We start from the raw sequence: 16,235 nt of genomic DNA, 5'->3' as shown, positions 1-16,235 counted from the left end.
AAAAACTGAATCACAACGATTCAGTTTTTTCTTAGTATATTTACGACAGCAGCCGTTTCATTATTTTCTTTATAAACTCGTGGAATTCTTCTGTCTAACATACATGTAACTTCATAGTTAATTGTACCTAACATATCCGCTACTTCTTCTACCGCAATTTCTTCTTCACCTTGTTTACCGTAGAATACTACTTCATCCCCAACTTGTACTGGCATTGCTTTTGAAACGTCTAACATAAGTTGATCCATACAAACACGGCCAATAACAGGTACTCGAACTCCATTTATTAATGCATGCCCTTTATTAGATAACTGACGATTATATCCATCAGCATAGCCAATCGGTACAGTTGCAATCCATTCTTCACCAGTCGTTACATACGTATTCCCATAACTTACACCGCGATTCTTCTTCGCATGTTTAATATGAGCTACTTTTGATTTTAACGACAACGCAGGCTGTAAAGAAACGACTGCATGATCTACCTCTTTTGAAGGATACATTCCATATATTCCAATACCTACACGAACCATATTTTGAAATGTATTGCTAAGCTCCATTGAACCTGCACTATTTGAACTATGAATATATGGAATATGAATTCCTAATTCTTTTGCCGCATTGACAGCTTTCTCAAATAAACTTGTTTGCATATTCGTATATGATTTATCAATTTCATCTGCCGTAGAGTAATGTGTAAACATTCCTACTACCTCTACATACTCCATACGGTTCAATTCTTCTAAAAATGGCATAACCTCTTCTTCTTGTAAACCGATACGACTCATTCCTGTATCAATTTTCACTTGAATTTGCGCTTTCTTTTGAATACGGTTTGCGATTTCATTTATACCTTGTAAATCTTCACTTCTATAAACAGTCATCATAACGTCATATTGAATTGCCTCTTCAGCAGCCGCTACGGATGTATAGCCTAAAATTAAAATCGGCACGTTTATTCCTGCTTCTCTTAACTCTATCGCTTCATCTACAAATGCAACTGCAAGCTGATTTATTCCTGCTTCAATAGCAGCTTTCGCAACTTCAACTGCCCCGTGGCCATACCCATTTGCTTTTACAGCAGCCATCATTGCAATATTTTCATCATTCACACGTTTTTTAAATTCTTTTACATTATGTTTTACTGCATTTAAGTCAACTTCAATAATCGTATCTCTTCCATATTTCAAACTCATTGGTCTAACTCCTAACTCAATAATTGCATTCCATTCTATTTCACGTTTCATATGACCTTTTACAATATAATACTTTTCAATATGCTAGTCAAACTACTAGAATTTTCGGAATTTTGAGTATGATATAATACTCTTAAGAAACTATTATATACGGAGATGAGGAGAATTACAATGTTTGTTCAACCTGCCTTGCATCAACTACAAGTTGCTGTTGATACTTCTATTCAAATGCTTAACCAATACAATGAAGAAGATTTAAAAATATACCCCATTCACTCGAAGCGATCAGTATTTGAAATGTGTGCACATCTTTCTCTTATTTGCCATGCAGATTTACTCATTTTAAATGGTATTACGGAAAAAGAGTTACATACCTTTTATTTCGAACATACACCGGAAACAATTGCGTACATGCAACAAATAATGATTGAAGGATACAATCTTCTCTCTAAAACATTTCTTTCCTATTCCCCAGAAGAATTAGCAGAAGTTATGACTGCCTATTGGGGTGTTTCTTATTCTCGATTTGAATGGTTACTTGAAATTCTTTCGCATTTTTATCATCATCGTGGGCAAGTTCATATTTTATTATGTGAGCATACGAAAGATCCTCGCATTCCTTTATTTGAGTGATTTTCCACTCATTCATTATCCAATCTACATATCATCAAATACGTGTTCATCATTTATAAATAGAGAAGCTATAAAACCAATAAAAAGTATCATTCCTAATAAAATAAACGTTTGAGCATAACTTCCTATTTTCATAAGATAAATAGAAATGATGGGTCCTATACTAGTACCTAAAAATAAAATAAAAGTATAAATGGAAACTGCTATTCCCCTTGCTTTTCCTCCTAATTGGCCTACAAGAGAAACTAAAGACGGAACTGATATAGCAATACCTATTACAAAACAGACACTCATTATGACAAGTAGAGGCAGGTATGAAACAAAACCCATTGCACTTAGACTAATAATAGCGACCAACAATCCCCCCTGAAGAACTTTCCTTACTTCGAACCTCTTTGTTAAACGACCCGCAATCGGTGACAGCAACATACCAAACAGCCCCGCTAAGCGAAAATAAAGGATTTGTTCTGCAGTTAAAGTGTAAATAGGAGAGCTCAAATAATTCCCTAAAACAATATACATATTAACAAAAGCCATTAATAAAACAAATGCAATCATATAGCTCATTACTAAGCTTTTATGTGTAAAAACTTTACCCATTTGTTTAATTGGTCCCAAAATATCAGTATAGGATTGAGACGTCTCTCCTTTCGGAAGAGAATAATGAACCCATACAGCAGTAATCATATAGACAATGCTAAGAAGAAAGAACACCATATGCCATCCAAAATGCTGACTAACAACCGTACTGATTACCTGCCCTACAATTCCAGCTACTAAAAAACCGGTACTAACAAATCCTATTGTTGTAACCTTTTTTTCTACTGGAAACATTTCTACAACGTAGGCTAACGCTACCGGAGAAAATGTAGCTGCTGCGATACCCTGTAATCCTCTAAGAATAACAAGCCAAAATAAACTCCCTACAAACCCTAAGGAAAAAGAAATAATCGACAGAGCAAGTAATCCAATGAAGATCACTTTTTTTCGCCCATATTTATCAGAGATTGCCCCAAATAACAAACAACCTATAGCAAAGCCAACAGAAAATATACTGCCTGTAGCTGCAGATTGTGCTAGTGAAGCATTAAAAAAGTCTGAAAATAGAGCAATTAAAGGGATTGTTACATATAAGCTAGACATAACTACCATACCCGACCAACATAATACAACGGTCATTATTGTGTAATTCTTTTCACTATTTATTTCCTTTCCTATTTCCATCATAATATCTCTCCCTTATTATAATTTTTTTATCCACTTAAAACCTCTAAAGTACGCAAAATGGCATTTCTTTAACTGCTACTCGTTTTAAAAAATATGACTGTCTCTAAAGTTAGTTAAACATATAATAAGGTAAGCTAATTATATTTCCAAATAAATAAGTTGATCCTTATAATCAACTTATTTACCTACCTTCTCCTAATTTCACCTGCATAGTTACTTGCATTTTATTTAATAGCTTCTCTAAAACTTGACGCTCTTCTTGATTAAAGTCTTCAACTAACGAAGCGCAAGATAACCAAAAAGTTGGTAAAGATTGCGTAACTAGTTCTTTTCCTTTCGGGGTAATTTTCACTTTTAATCTTCTTCGATCTTCAGAATGATGGAGTCTTACAATTAACTCTCGTTTCTCCATCCAATCTAATAAACCAGTGACAGAAGCACGTGTTATCCCTAATCGACTCGCAATATCCGAAGGACTCATATTCACTTCTTCCCCATTTGATTCCATTTCACGCAAAATAAACAACAGTAAAAAATCTAGTTTACTTTCCGAAATACCAAGCGGAGCTAAATCTACGTCAACAGCATCAAGAACATTATCAGACGTCCATAACATTAACAAACCAAGTTTTGCTGCGATTGGATCCGTATCCGCTGATGCTGTCTTTTTTATTAGCTCTGCATACGGCCCAATCCCTAAAGGAAGAGAATCATTTTTCGAATTCATTCATCTTCACTCTCCTTTCCTTTTAGTTAATTAGCTTACCTAATTACTTTTCATTATACTCGCATTTTTCCTTTTATTGCAAGAATATTGTTAGACAAAAAAATCCTGCAATTCAAACAGGATTTTACAAACTGACTATCTATTATTTTTAAATCATACGAAACTTCTTTAAGGCAAAAGAGATACCACCTTCACTTGATTTCTTTGTAACGAAATCAGCTCTTGTTTTTAACTCTTCTCCACCATTCCCCATCGCAATCCCTAATCCTACATACTGCAACATCTCAATATCATTTCTACCGTCACCAAAAGCAACCGCTTCTGATTTACAAATGTTTAAGTGATCCAATACCTTTTGAATAGCAGTTAATTTTGATACTTTCTTATCTTCCAATACATTTATGACATAGCCATGAAAACGTTCAAATGTAAGCATTGGGTATTTTTCAATAAATTTTTGAGCTTCTATTTCATCCGCATACAGACATAGACAATAGACGTCTTCTGACAAATCCCTGCTTTTTTCAGGATACTTCCCTAAATGTAACGTCTCGCTAAGCGCTTGCATTACGCGCTCATTATCCCTGGCTATTCCATTCATTACAAATTCCTCTGTGAAATAAGAAATACCGTGACCATGTAATTCAGCAAACCCCGATATATCATGAATGATTTCACTTGAAAGTACTGATTTATGTATAACTGTTTCTCCACGCTTGATATGTGCACCATTTGCAGAAATAAACGTATTTATACCTAGTTCCTTAAATTGCGAGCATAAGCTATATGGTCTCCCTGTAGTAACAACTACATGAATCCCTTTATCTATTAATCTTTGTATCGCTTCTTTTGTACTATCGTGCATACTTCTGTCAATCTCACTTAAAAGCGTACCGTCAACATCAAAAAATACTACTTTATACATAGGTTTTTACATCCCGTCCAAATGATTCGTATCATTAATGAAATGTATCGTTTTTTGTTCAACATCAATTTCAATTAAACTTATTCCCGTATCTCCCATTTTAAAATAATAATCCATTGAAATTGGCATTTTGAAAAACGCACGTAATAGACTATTTATTACACCACCATGTGCAACGATTGCAATTCGGTCATATGTATTCTCTGTCACGATTTTAGAAAAGATGCCTTCTATTCTCATTCTAAATTCAATAAATGATTCCCCGTTTTCAAATCGATCATGAAGAAACTTTGGCTCTGGATATTTTTTTGCCTCTTCAAATGATAAGCCAGCTTGTACCCCATTATTAAACTCCATTAGTTCCTCTTCTAATTGAATTGGGCATCCAATTCCTTCTGCTAATGTTTCACCTGTTTCGCGAGCACGTTTTAATGTACTTGCCCAAATGAAATCTGGCGGAAAATCTGCTTTCACTTTCTGCATAAGCCTTTGCACTTGCCTTCTTCCTTTTTCTGTTAATTCAAAGTCTGCTCGTCCTTCATGTACGTTTAAGATATCAGCTTCTGATTCTCCGTGACGTATTAATAGTATTTGCATGTATTCTCCACTCCCCTGTTCAATATCCATAAAATCTCATTATACCATATTCTTAATCTTCCGAAACAAAATAGCTTTCTATAACAGTTGTTCAACTTAACATTTCCAAGCAGTCTAAACTTATTATTCTTTCAAACGGGCCATACAAAAAAGTCCTATCCATAGTAGCAAAGATGCTACTATTTTTTATTCAGCTCAAAAATAAAAAGAGAAACGGCTTACCATTTCTCTTTCCACTCTTATTGTTCGTTTGGTGTATCTGACGAAGGCAATCTCTTCGCCTGTTTTTCTTTAAAGATTTCTCCAATTGCCCCAAGAGTACCAAGTGTTTCAATTGCATTAGACGGAATAAAGACTTTATTTGCTGGTCCTTTCGCAACCTCAATCAATGATTCAAATGATTTGTAAGCAAGTACGCGTTCATCTAAATCTGCTGCACGAAGTAATTCAATTCGATTTTGTTCTGCTTTTGCAATTTCCTCAATCGCTCTTGCTTCCCCTTGCGCTTCTAGTTCTTTTGCTTCCTTTATACCTTCAGCTTCTCGAATACGTGCTTCTTTATCACCTTCAGCCATTAAGATTTTACTTTGCTTTTCACCTTCAGCACGAAGAACTTTATCTTGTTTTGCAGCTTCAGCTTCTAAAATAATCGCACGTTTATTACGTTCTGCTTTCATTTGTTTTTCCATCGATGCTTGCACATCTTTTGGCGGATTAATATCAACAACTTCAACACGCTCAATGCGAACGCCCCATTTTTCTGTTGCTTCATCAAGTGCTAAGCGAATTTCTGTTGAAATTTTTTCACGACCAGATAGCGTTTCATCCAGTTCCATTTTACCGATAATTTGGCGCATCGTTGCAGAAGTAATATTACGAACACCATATTCATAGTTCGAAATACCATATGTCGCAAGTTCTGGTTCCACAATTTGATAGAAAATGATTGTATCAATTTCTACTTGTACATTATCTTTCGTAATTACCTTCTGTGGTGGTACATTCGTTTGTTGAATACGTAAGTCATGATATACACGAACACGGTCTACAATTGGTATTAATAAATTTAATCCCGGCTCCATAATACGCTGAAACTTACCAAATCTTTCAACGACTCCAACTTTTTGCTGTGGAATAATTTTAATTGTTAATGCGATAAATGTAACAACAATTAGTGCGAAAATAATCGTTAATGTTAATGCTACTGCCATATTTATTCACTCTCCTTTTTTACTTGTAATATAGTACTATGCCTCTTTATAACAATTACTTTTTCTCCAGCATCAATTGGATCATCTGCAATAGCTGTCCAAATATCTCCATCCACCTTCACAATACCATTCGCTTCTTTTGTAATCGCTTGCATAACAATGCCTTTTTTACCGACAAGCATATCTACTGTATCAGTAAAACCTTTTGCTTCTCGAAAGTTTTTTGAAATTCTTTTCGTAAAGAAAGTCAATGTTAAACTTACAATCGCACCAGCAACAACTTGTAACAGTAGTGCTTCAGGAGCAAACAAAGCAATTAGACCTCCGACAACAGCTCCAATTCCAAGCCAAAGCATATAAAACGTAATCGACAACATTTCCGCAATAAATAAAATACCAGCTATTATAAACCAAATCACCCAAGCAGCCATATGCAACCCTCACTTTCTTTCTCATTTTCTATATGTATATGAAGAAAAGAATGGTTTATCCGCCCTTTCTTATACCAGGGCATTTACTACAAGCTATTGTACATATTCACTGTTATAAAAAGTATTAATAAAATACTATATTAATATATTCTTCATTATACATGAAAATCCCTTTCAAAAAGCGACAAAAAAATGAAATTCTTTCGAAAATTTAATTTTCAATTTATAATTATTTTAACTACTAAAATATTATTTTTTAGGAAGGTGGTGTGCTTGTTGCAAAGTCGTTCATTAACTTACTATTTAGGCTCTAAAATATGCATTACTCTCGCTGACATCGTATACATCATGATTATTACAACTCATATGTATATCACAACGAAATCAGCTACATTAACCGCTCTTTTTCCATTAGTACAAGTCATAACTAATCTTATAGCAAATACATCTGCACCACTTATAATGAATCGTTTTTCATCTTATTCATTACTTTTCACACTACAATGGACAAAAACTGCTCTATTATTTTTATTAGTGATATTATTCCCATCCCTGTCCACAAACATTGTAGCACTATTCATTTTCATTTTTTTCATTTCATTATGTAGCGGTTGGAGCGCGCCATTATTATACGGTATCCTTCCTCGCCTTACACGAAAAGAACAATTAGTAAAAGTAAATAGTATTTTTTCCTTTTCCACACAAATTGCGCAAGCCGCTGCTTATTCATTTACAAGTGTCATCGTTCTTCATATCGGTGCTACTTCTACACTCATGATGAATAACATTTTGATGATTTTTGGATGTGTTGCACTACACGTTTCATTACGCTCCATATATACTGAACGAGTAATAGAGCCTTCTTCTTCAAAAGGCGCTGCTTTATTGGAAGGTTGGAAACTCTTATTTCAGAACCCTTCTCTCCGTATCGTTACATGTATGGACTTAATTGAAACTTTCGCAGGGACAATATGGATCGGTGCTATTACAATGGCTTATGTAACGACTGTTCTTCATAAAGGAGAAGAATGGTGGGGATATATTAATACAAGTTATTATGTTGGGACGTTAATTGGCGGGATATTAGCATGGAAAATGAGTACATACATTCAAAACAATTTAATACGCTCCATGGCGATAGGCTCTCTTATGTTTAGTATTCTTACATTTTTATATGGTATGACAAGTAGCGGGTTTATTGCGCTTTTTCTATGCGTTCTAATGGGTCCATGTTATCAAATTAGAGATATTTCTCAAACGACAGTGCTACAATCAAGTGTTGCCCCTACTTTACTATCAAAAATGTATACAGCTCATGGTGCACTCCTCTCGACAGCTTCTGGTCTCTCTATGCTTAGCGTTGGAATTATTACCGATTTGTTCGGTGTTCGTACGATTTATATTCTCGCTTCTATCCTTATATTGTGCTCTGCTTGTTTATCATTTAACTTATTAAAATATGATAAAACAGAGCAAAAAGATATTTCACTTTAATGAACAAAATAAATAGGACAGGAATTCCTATCCTATTTATTTTATTCATGATAAGTTAGGGATTTTCCGATGCTTTGTCGCTTGTTCAAAAGCGTATGCTAGTTTAATCAAGGTCCCCTCAGAAAAAGCAGTGCTTGCAAGAGTAATTCCAAACGGTCTCCCGTTATCCATATATCCCGCAGGTATTGCTATAGACGGATAACCTGCTTTCGCACATATAGTGGAGCCTATATAAGAAGGGAACAGAATCGCATCAAGATTATATTTATCCAGTGCAAAATCAATGCCTTGTTCTTGAGAAAAATATATATCTTCTAATCTTGCATTTAAATATTCTGGATTTCTTAACGTATTAGGAACATCTTTTCTTCTCTCCAACTTAGTTTGTCCATATTTCAAAGCTCTTTCTGCTATATTTTCATTAAACTCCATTAACTCTGAAATAGAATGCACTGGAATAGTAGAAGGTAATTTTGAAAGATAGTTATCTAAACTATGCTTTAATTCATAGAGCGATACACCCCAGCTCCATTCTCTATGAAAAGACGGAATATTAATATCCTCTACTACTGTCGCACCCCCACTACGCAACACTTCAATCGTCTCCTTAAACAACTTTTCATCATACTCACCAGTTTCATAATAATCTTTTGGTGCATTGCTAAATACACCAATCTTCGCTCCATGTAAGCCAGTAACATCAAGATACTTTGTATAATCATGTTCTGCTATACCTTCACTTTTATGAGTAGCTACATCCTTCTCGTCTACCCCAGTTAAACTCCCTAGCAAAACAGCAGCATCTGTAACCGTTCTAGCAAATGGTCCCGCTGTATCCTGTGAATAAGTAAGCGGAATAATTCCCCTACGACTAATTAGACCAACAGTCGGTTTAATACCTACTACAGAGTTTTGAACAGCTGGACTCAATATAGAACCATCTGTTTCTGTTCCAACAGATACTACTGTAAAATTAGCGGCAACTGCTATCGCAGATCCTGTACTTGAGCCTCCAACAAACATATCATCCTCACCTGTACCATAAGGGTTTATTGTTTGCCCACCTCTTGCACTATATCCAGCCCACATGTCAAAAGACATTCCATTTGCTAATTCTGTCATATTTGTTTTTCCTATTATCACTACTCCTGCTTCTCGCAGCTTTGTTACGAGAAATGCATCTTCAATACTTATATTTTGTTCTAGAGCAATCGTACCTGCACTTGTATGCATAGAGTCGTTCGTTTCAATATTGTCTTTAAGTAAAACAGGTATACCGTGTAGTGGACCTCTTACACCTTTTGTTTTTCTTTCATGATCTAGCGCTTCTGCAATAAAGATAGCGTCCGGGTTGATTTCTAAAATAGAATTGATTTTTGGTCCGTCTTGATCATACTTTGCGATTCTATGAAGGTAATACATAACTAATTCTTTTGAAGTTAATTGCCCAGCTGCCATTGCTTTTTGTATATCATGAATTGTTAATTCTTTTTGTAACAGTGTATTGAACTGAACCTCCATCATCATTCTCCTTCTATAAAGCCTTTTATTGATTACATGTACCTATTAGTTTTTCATTTTCTCCGCTCCTCGCATATACAACTACAATCCTTTAAAAGAATTCAACTTACCAATATAAAAACCTTTTATTTCCTGAAAAATAAAAAAAGTCTGAAACGAATGAACTTTCGCTTCAGACCCTTTTATTACTTTACATATACTTCATCTAACAAATGTAAAAACTCACCTTGTTTCCCCGCTAATTCAGGGCATTTTGCAATATCAATCCATTCGTAGCAAAATACTAAACCTTCATCTTCCTCACCGGCACTTACAGTATGTTCCCAATTATCCTTTACATCTGTTGGTAACGTTACGTGGAAAAAATGACGTTTTTGATATTCCTTTTTCTCCTTTACATGTATGATGTAGTCGGCTAGGAATCGTTCTATGCATAAATGACGTAATCCAGACTCTTCTTGTACTTCACGTAACACTGCTGTTTCTAACGTTTCCCCTTCGTCAACTGTTCCCCCTGGTACTTGTATACCAGCTTCAGGTATATCACGATGTTTAAAAACAAGCAGTTGCATAACTCCCTCTTTTTCTCTTGTTACATACACGTGTACCTTTTTCTTATATAACACCGTCATAATCCTTCTCTCCCCTCAATTGATCACTCTGTTACTTCTTCAAGTGTCAGTTGATTTTCATATAAATATGTAGCTTGTGGATTTCCCACATACCTCACGTGCCATGGTTCAAATCGATAGCCCGTAAGCGATTCTTTCTCTTTTGTATATCGAATGACAAAACCAAATTTATGGGCATTTTCAGAAAGCCACTGCCCTTCTTTCGTTTCACCAAAAATTGTCTCTAACTGAAACTTAGCAGATTGCGATGTAATATCCATAGCTAGTCCAGTTTGATGTTCACTCGTTCCAGGAACTGCACTCGACATTGCTGTTTTTGCTTCTCCATCTTGTTTTTTATACATCGTATTTAATGCTTTTTGTCGATCAAAAGATCTAAATCCAGAGACTGCAAAAAGGAAAATACGCTCCTTATCAGCTTGCTGAAACATTTCCTCAAGTGCCCCTGCTGCCTCTTTCCTCATTTTTTTCTTTTCTTGATCACCTTCACTTGAGTAACGTACTTTCGGAATAACTAAATCTGGCGGTCTATACCCATCTGGCAAACGCCTACTTTTATTCACAAGCACAAGCATCGAATTCGGATTACTAATGACCGCAATATCACCATCCATATTCGCAATCGTTTCTTTCGCTTTCGGAAATATGTTATTTACATTTACCTCGCGCGCCTGCTTATCCTTATACATTTTATAATTGATTCCTGCTACTCCAACAATGAGTATCATCGCTACGATACCAAGTAGTATCCATCTTTTTTTCATATAACGACCTCTTATTTTAATAATTTGGCCATTTCATACTCATCGATGTTCTCTCCATCGATAATAAGAGCAGCTCTTTTGACACCTTCTTTCTCAAATCCAGCTTTTTTATATAGTGCCTGAGCTCTTGTATTGTGGGCCATTACCGTTAATTCTAAACGCCATACATCATGTAATCTTGCCCACTTCTCAACCTCTTTAAACAATCTCGTCCCAATACCTCGCCCGCTATACTCTTGCAAAATACCAATTACAATACCTGCTACATGTCTCTTTCTTTGAATATGATTTCCATTCACTAAAATAAACCCTACTATTCTCTCTTCTTCAACTGCTACAAATATTGTTGCATATTCATTTTCTATAAAGCGATGAATCATTTGTTCTTGTTGCTCGGCTGTAAATTTTCTTTCTCCTGGTTCGTATAACATAAATTTCGTTTCTTCGTCTAGTTGCTTACTTAATTGTAAAAATGGTGCTGCATCTTCTATTTTGATCTCCCTAATCACTTCAATCACCCTACCAATTTCATAATAAAAAGCTTTCCTTATAAAAAGATTTTCTCTACTTTCTCGAAAATCCCTTTGTAAATCTCGCAGTATAATTTGACAAATTTCGATATTACTATAACAACGACAAAATATGTCTATTCTGTGAAGTCTCATCATTACAAAAAAAACGCAAGCATTACACTCACGCTTTTTCAAAATGAATGTGAACTCATACTCATCAGCAGACTCCCCACTCATTTAAGTTTCACTTTATCCATTCACCTTTTCCGCCTGCCAGAAATATTCACCAAACGCTTTAGCAAGTGCATCAATCGATCGATTTAGTTCTTCCTCTGTATTATCTACGCCACCAACTTCAATTAATATCGCTTGTCCTGATAAGTCTTGATTGTAGACACCATTTCCTGTTTGGAATCCTTTTTGAATGACACCACGACTCACTCCTGGGTACTTCTTACTAATCGTCTCATGTAAAGCCGTTGCTAATTGTAAGTTCTTTTCATAATTTTTATTGCCTTTCCCTACTACAAACGCAAGCTTCGCATATGCTTTATCACCAATTGCTTTTGTCGTGACATTTTTCCGAGCACTATCACGATGTAAATCAAAAAAGTATTGTAGTTCTTTATTGCCGGCCATTGCTTCTTGTACAATTTCCCGTGACATTTTATAAGAACTATTACTATTTAACCCTTTACTAATCAACTTTTGACCGACATCAGTCTTGTCGTTAGTAGCTCCGATCCCTTCACTTGCTAATTGTTCACGAAATCGGTCGCCGACTATTGAAATATTCGTGACGGAACTTGTCGCTTTATTCGGATTTGGATCGTTTGTTAAATTGAGTAACGGCAAATAAGATTCCCAGCTATGCGAATGATAAATAAACGCAACTTGTCGTTTTCCTGTCGTTTGATCTGGTTGCTTTTTCTCTTTGTTCGTATCCGGCTTTGGAGCCTGTCCACCTTCTCCAGTCCGTTCTTTTACTACTTCTTCAAGCGGAACGCTCGACTCAATCGGTAAGTTAGAATAATTGGTCCCTTCACCCGCAATAACAATTTCTGTATCGTACTTACCAAAACCAGGTAGCTCTTTGCCGACAAAACTGCGTACATCATTAAAACGAATATTCGTAGCCATCGAAAAGAGAAACGAAGAAATCGAAAAATCCTGATTTAAATTTCGATACTCTTGTGTAAAATAATGATTCTCTTTCCCAAGAACATACATGTAACCATTCATTGATAACTCATTTAACCAATTATATAAATACATGGACTTTGTCTCTTTCATAGAAGTTACCATCATACTAATAAGAAAAAAAGTCGCAAGTACTGTAGCAATAATAAATAAAACTAACTTACGTACACTTGTGAACTTCACATAAAAAAAGCCTCGATTCATACTATCACCCTCTCTATTTCAAGTTATGTACAAGCTCTAGAGAATAGACCGTCTAAATTTCGGCTATATTGTTAATGAGGTGAAATGAATTGAAGCTACTAATAGGAACATTACCCATTGTACTATCATTTATTTTTTATTGGCTTGCTAAGTATCCTACAATCCGTGTTGCATTACATATTTCAGCGTACTTAGCACTTTATGTACTCGGTACAATTATTTCTATTCATATATATGATGTTTTAATACAAGATTTAGTTTTCATGACAAGCATTCATGGAATTTTACTAAATCCATTTTTTCTTATATCAGGAGCGTATATAGGAATATACACTTTGTACCTAATCATGTCTTACATTATTACAAAAATGAAAAATGGAGTGTAATGAAATGCAACCACCGTTTATCTGTCATATATGTAAAAAAAGAATTGCACGAAAGAAAGATCTTATTACTGCCACATGGTACTTCCGCTTTTATTTATTTCACAGTGATTGTTTTAAAAGGCAGCAAGTGTTCATCTCACGATTTATCCCTGTGAATACACTTTTTAATTTCTTTCTTATTATATATGGACTTATTTTTGGCGGCATTCTTATGATTACAGAACCATCTATCATTTGGTTTATTTTTTTATTCCCCATCTTATATCGGTTTCTTTCCTATTATTATGTTGAACGTTTTTTCTCTACATAACGTGCAGAATGTCCTCTAGGAATACTTAAACATTCCCACTCATTTTCTTTTAACATCTTCCCAATGTAAATAATCTGTCCAATATGCAAAGCATAATGAGAAATTTGTCTTTCAATTGCTTGCATGACAGTATGTGCTTCACCGCGAATATATACCGTCTGTAATAAATCTTCTGGCGTTAGCACATGCATCGTTTTCAAAACATATTCCCATCCTTCATTCCATGCTGCGAGAACCTCTTCCTTAGAATGATAACCATCTTCAAATTCAGCGTCTCGGTTACGATCTATTTTTTCACCATCAGATGTTAAAAAATCCGTCCATCTAGAACGCATATTACCTTGCAGATGCTTTATAATAACCGCTATACTATTTGTTGCTTCATGAGAAGACCATTCAATCTGTTCATATGATAATTGAGAAAGCACCCGTTCCCCTTGTTTCTTTGTTGCTTCAAAATTCGAAATGGCACATTGTAAATATTCTCGTCCAATATCCATGTTCCCCCGCCTTTACACTAACTAATTTTCGTTCCATTTGGTAATTCCATATTGGGCTGAAGTAATACGACATCACCGGCTTCAGGTACTCCCCCTAAAACAAGCACTTCTGATTTAAATCCAGCTACACGTTTTGGCGGAAAATTTACAACAGCAACGATTTGCTGACCGATTAAATCTTCTGGGGTATATCTCTTCGTAATTTGAGCACTTGACTGCTTAATTCCAAGCTCTCCAAAATCAATTTCTAGTTTAATCGCTGGAACTCTTGCTTCTTTAAATTCCTCTGCATGTGTTACAGTTCCAATTCGTAAATCCAAAGCTAAAAAATCTTCAAAATTAGCCATTTTATCATTCCTCCCATTTATTACTTAGACAAAACAATAAAATCCCCTTTAAAAAAAGAAAGGCGCCTAAGCACCTTTCTTTTGTAGTTCACTTGATTCATTTGATTTATAGAAGAAGAAACCGAGGATCCCGCCAATACATGATGGAATTAACCATCCTATTCCTTCATTATATAATGGTAACATTTGTAGTACATTAGAAATCGCGTCAATTTTAATGTTCGCACTTTCTAAACCGTTAAAGAAACTAATTAACAATGCGCCTAAAATAGCTCCAATATAAATGGTATTACGCTTCCCAATCCATTTATGGAAGTAAGAAAGTACGATTAATACGATTGCAACTGGATAAATGATCATTAACACTGGTAAAGTAACTGTGATTAATTGTGTTAAACCTAGGTTAGATACAATTAAACTAAACACACATACCATCGTTACAATCGCTTTATGCGAAAGTTTAGGGAATAAGTTTGTAAAGAAGCCAGCACAAGCTGATGTTAATCCAACAGAAGTTGTTAAACAAGCAAGTATAATAACGAGCCCTAATAAAATTTTACCACTTGTTCCATATAACTCATTTACAACATTCGTTAAAATAAGTCCACCATTCTCTGATACACCAAGTGATGTACTTGTTGAACCAAGATAAGCAAGTGATAAATAAATTAACGTTAAACCAAGTACTGCAATAATACCTGAAACTACTGTTATTTTTGCAACTTGACTACTTTCTTTTATTCCTTTAGAACGGATAACTTGTACAACGACAATTCCAAATACAAGCGCACTAATTGCATCCATCGTTAAATATCCTTGTATAAATCCACCAAAGAAAGCATTTTCTTTGTATGCTGCTAGCGGCGCAGCTGGTTCTCCAATTGGATCAATAATTGCCTTTCCAACAATAACAGCAACAATCAATACTAACAATGGTGTAAGAAATTTTCCGAACCAATCCACTAATTTAGATGGATTTAATGATAAATACCAAGTTATTCCGAAGAAAACTATCGTGAAAAGAAATAGCATGTACCATTCGGAAACCAATGCCTCTGATAAAAATGGCTTCATACCCATTTCAAATGAAACGGCTCCAGTACGCGGAATCGCGAAAAATGGTCCAATTGCTAAATAACTAATCAATGGGAAAATAAACGCGAATATTGGGTGAACTCTAGAAGATAGCGCTTTCAAGTCCCCCTCTACAAACGCGACAGCTGTTACAGCTAATAGGGGTAATCCGACTCCCGTCACAAGGAATCCAATTGTAGCAATCCAAACATTCTCTCCAGCTTGTTGCCCTAAAACTGGTGGGAAAATTAAATTTCCTGCTCCTAAAAATAGTGCAAATAACATTAAACCGATTGCTACCGTATCACCTGGCCTTAAACGTCCCTTCATACTTTTCATTTGCA

At 35.2% G+C, this 16,235-nt stretch carries 19 protein-coding genes; 4 read left to right on the top strand and 15 right to left on the bottom strand.

Annotation, left to right across the window (positions count from 1 at the left end):
* Positions 1 to 20: 20 nt before the first annotated feature.
* Positions 21 to 1,196: an alanine racemase gene (gene alr / locus DN392_RS18085; protein ID WP_033658872.1), complete on the bottom strand. Its 1,176-nt coding sequence runs from the start codon at positions 1,194 to 1,196 to the stop codon at positions 21 to 23.
* A 171-nt stretch (positions 1,197 to 1,367) separates the two neighbouring features.
* Here alr and DN392_RS18080 point away from each other — a divergent pair, with 171 nt between their 5' ends.
* Positions 1,368 to 1,829: a DinB family protein gene (locus DN392_RS18080; RefSeq protein ID WP_048566531.1), complete on the top strand. Its 462-nt coding sequence runs from the start codon at positions 1,368 to 1,370 to the stop codon at positions 1,827 to 1,829.
* Positions 1,830 to 1,853: 24 nt separating this feature from the next.
* Here the strand turns inward: DN392_RS18080 and DN392_RS18075 are convergent, their stop codons facing one another.
* The 6 genes from DN392_RS18075 to DN392_RS18050 form a co-directional block, all read right to left on the bottom strand.
* A complete protein-coding gene (locus DN392_RS18075) occupies positions 1,854 to 3,053 on the bottom strand; it encodes an MFS transporter (RefSeq protein ID WP_048566600.1) in 1,200 nt (399 codons plus the stop codon).
* Positions 3,054 to 3,237: 184 nt separating this feature from the next.
* The gene (locus DN392_RS18070) at positions 3,238 to 3,783 is read right to left on the bottom strand and encodes a MarR family winged helix-turn-helix transcriptional regulator (protein ID WP_048566532.1); all 546 of its coding nucleotides are present in this window, start codon (positions 3,781 to 3,783) and stop codon (positions 3,238 to 3,240) included.
* Positions 3,784 to 3,931: 148 nt separating this feature from the next.
* The gene (locus tag DN392_RS18065; RefSeq protein ID WP_048566533.1) at positions 3,932 to 4,708 is read right to left on the bottom strand and encodes a Cof-type HAD-IIB family hydrolase; all 777 of its coding nucleotides are present in this window, start codon (positions 4,706 to 4,708) and stop codon (positions 3,932 to 3,934) included.
* A 6-nt stretch (positions 4,709 to 4,714) separates the two neighbouring features.
* Positions 4,715 to 5,305: a histidine phosphatase family protein gene (locus tag DN392_RS18060; protein ID WP_088321509.1), complete on the bottom strand. Its 591-nt coding sequence runs from the start codon at positions 5,303 to 5,305 to the stop codon at positions 4,715 to 4,717.
* Between the two features lie 239 nt (positions 5,306 to 5,544).
* On the bottom strand, positions 5,545 to 6,516 hold the full coding sequence (locus tag DN392_RS18055) for an SPFH domain-containing protein (protein WP_048566535.1): 972 nt from the start codon (positions 6,514 to 6,516) through the stop codon (positions 5,545 to 5,547).
* A 2-nt stretch (positions 6,517 to 6,518) separates the two neighbouring features.
* A complete protein-coding gene (locus DN392_RS18050; protein WP_000741980.1) occupies positions 6,519 to 6,947 on the bottom strand; it encodes an NfeD family protein in 429 nt (142 codons plus the stop codon).
* A gap of 276 nt (positions 6,948 to 7,223) precedes the next feature.
* On the opposite strand from DN392_RS18050, the gene DN392_RS18045 reads away from it, so the two are divergent.
* The gene (locus tag DN392_RS18045) at positions 7,224 to 8,441 is read left to right on the top strand and encodes an MFS transporter (protein ID WP_061671851.1); all 1,218 of its coding nucleotides are present in this window, start codon (positions 7,224 to 7,226) and stop codon (positions 8,439 to 8,441) included.
* 45 nt (positions 8,442 to 8,486) lie between these two features.
* Here the strand turns inward: DN392_RS18045 and DN392_RS18040 are convergent, their stop codons facing one another.
* The 5 genes from DN392_RS18040 to spoIIP form a co-directional block, all read right to left on the bottom strand.
* Positions 8,487 to 9,962 carry an amidase family protein gene (locus DN392_RS18040; protein WP_000453673.1) on the bottom strand — a complete coding sequence of 492 codons (1,476 nt, stop codon included), beginning with the start codon at positions 9,960 to 9,962 and terminating at the stop codon, positions 8,487 to 8,489.
* Positions 9,963 to 10,147: 185 nt separating this feature from the next.
* On the bottom strand, positions 10,148 to 10,594 hold the full coding sequence (locus DN392_RS18035; RefSeq protein ID WP_016088209.1) for an NUDIX hydrolase: 447 nt from the start codon (positions 10,592 to 10,594) through the stop codon (positions 10,148 to 10,150).
* 23 nt (positions 10,595 to 10,617) lie between these two features.
* Positions 10,618 to 11,358 (bottom strand): M15 family metallopeptidase, encoded by a 741-nt coding sequence (locus tag DN392_RS18030; protein ID WP_000747667.1) that lies wholly within the window; start codon positions 11,356 to 11,358, stop codon positions 10,618 to 10,620.
* Positions 11,359 to 11,369: 11 nt separating this feature from the next.
* A complete protein-coding gene (locus tag DN392_RS18025; protein ID WP_033658874.1) occupies positions 11,370 to 11,867 on the bottom strand; it encodes a GNAT family N-acetyltransferase in 498 nt (165 codons plus the stop codon).
* Positions 11,868 to 12,119: 252 nt separating this feature from the next.
* Positions 12,120 to 13,274, bottom strand: coding sequence for a stage II sporulation protein SpoIIP (spoIIP, locus tag DN392_RS18020; RefSeq protein WP_088321510.1), 1,155 nt, complete (start codon positions 13,272 to 13,274; stop codon positions 12,120 to 12,122).
* Positions 13,275 to 13,363: 89 nt separating this feature from the next.
* On the opposite strand from spoIIP, the gene DN392_RS18015 reads away from it, so the two are divergent.
* Both DN392_RS18015 and DN392_RS18010 read left to right on the top strand, forming a co-directional pair.
* Complete coding sequence (locus tag DN392_RS18015) at positions 13,364 to 13,660, top strand: hypothetical protein (protein WP_088321511.1); 297 nt, start codon at positions 13,364 to 13,366, stop codon at positions 13,658 to 13,660.
* A 4-nt stretch (positions 13,661 to 13,664) separates the two neighbouring features.
* Positions 13,665 to 13,970: a hypothetical protein gene (locus DN392_RS18010; protein WP_002108476.1), complete on the top strand. Its 306-nt coding sequence runs from the start codon at positions 13,665 to 13,667 to the stop codon at positions 13,968 to 13,970.
* Here DN392_RS18010 and DN392_RS18005 read toward each other — a convergent pair.
* The 3 genes from DN392_RS18005 to brnQ4 all read right to left on the bottom strand — a co-directional run bounded on the left by DN392_RS18005 (position 13,943) and on the right by brnQ4 (position 16,221).
* Entirely contained in the window at positions 13,943 to 14,470 is a 528-nt protein-coding gene (locus tag DN392_RS18005) for a DUF1572 domain-containing protein (protein WP_048566537.1), read from the bottom strand. The two genes, DN392_RS18010 and DN392_RS18005, sit on opposite strands and share 28 nt — an antisense overlap.
* 17 nt (positions 14,471 to 14,487) lie before the next feature.
* A complete protein-coding gene (gene csaA / locus DN392_RS18000) occupies positions 14,488 to 14,817 on the bottom strand; it encodes a chaperone CsaA (protein WP_046954946.1) in 330 nt (109 codons plus the stop codon).
* A 66-nt stretch (positions 14,818 to 14,883) separates the two neighbouring features.
* Entirely contained in the window at positions 14,884 to 16,221 is a 1,338-nt protein-coding gene (gene brnQ4 / locus DN392_RS17995) for a branched-chain amino acid transport system II carrier protein BrnQ4 (RefSeq protein ID WP_395940407.1), read from the bottom strand.
* Positions 16,222 to 16,235 lie beyond the last annotated feature (14 nt).

It is taken from the genome of Bacillus sp. BB51/4 (genome assembly GCF_008368845.1).
In the GTDB taxonomy this organism is placed as follows: Bacteria; Bacillota; Bacilli; order Bacillales; family Bacillaceae_G; genus Bacillus_A; species Bacillus_A wiedmannii.
The sequence above is the reverse complement of the archived record's forward strand: the minus strand, read 5'-3'. Positions and strand labels throughout refer to the sequence as shown.

Coding starts and splice junctions, on each gene's coding strand:
- DN392_RS18040 (WP_000453673.1), bottom strand. CDS start 9,962: ATGGAGGTTCAGTTCAATACACTGTTACAAAAAGAATTAACAATTCAT.
- DN392_RS18070 (WP_048566532.1), bottom strand. CDS start 3,783: ATGAATTCGAAAAATGATTCTCTTCCTTTAGGGATTGGGCCGTATGCA.
- DN392_RS18055 (WP_048566535.1), bottom strand. CDS start 6,516: ATGGCAGTAGCATTAACATTAACGATTATTTTCGCACTAATTGTTGTT.
- DN392_RS18035 (WP_016088209.1), bottom strand. CDS start 10,594: ATGACGGTGTTATATAAGAAAAAGGTACACGTGTATGTAACAAGAGAA.
- csaA (WP_046954946.1), bottom strand. CDS start 14,817: ATGGCTAATTTTGAAGATTTTTTAGCTTTGGATTTACGAATTGGAACT.
- DN392_RS18065 (WP_048566533.1), bottom strand. CDS start 4,708: ATGTATAAAGTAGTATTTTTTGATGTTGACGGTACGCTTTTAAGTGAG.
- DN392_RS18075 (WP_048566600.1), bottom strand. CDS start 3,053: ATGGAAATAGGAAAGGAAATAAATAGTGAAAAGAATTACACAATAATG.
- DN392_RS18080 (WP_048566531.1), top strand. CDS start 1,368: ATGTTTGTTCAACCTGCCTTGCATCAACTACAAGTTGCTGTTGATACT.
- DN392_RS18060 (WP_088321509.1), bottom strand. CDS start 5,305: ATGCAAATACTATTAATACGTCACGGAGAATCAGAAGCTGATATCTTA.
- DN392_RS18005 (WP_048566537.1), bottom strand. CDS start 14,470: ATGGATATTGGACGAGAATATTTACAATGTGCCATTTCGAATTTTGAA.
- DN392_RS18010 (WP_002108476.1), top strand. CDS start 13,665: ATGCAACCACCGTTTATCTGTCATATATGTAAAAAAAGAATTGCACGA.
- spoIIP (WP_088321510.1), bottom strand. CDS start 13,274: ATGAATCGAGGCTTTTTTTATGTGAAGTTCACAAGTGTACGTAAGTTA.
- alr (WP_033658872.1), bottom strand. CDS start 1,196: ATGAGTTTGAAATATGGAAGAGATACGATTATTGAAGTTGACTTAAAT.
- DN392_RS18050 (WP_000741980.1), bottom strand. CDS start 6,947: ATGGCTGCTTGGGTGATTTGGTTTATAATAGCTGGTATTTTATTTATT.
- DN392_RS18030 (WP_000747667.1), bottom strand. CDS start 11,358: ATGAAAAAAAGATGGATACTACTTGGTATCGTAGCGATGATACTCATT.
- brnQ4 (WP_395940407.1), bottom strand. CDS start 16,221: ATGAAGGGACGTTTAAGGCCAGGTGATACGGTAGCAATCGGTTTAATG.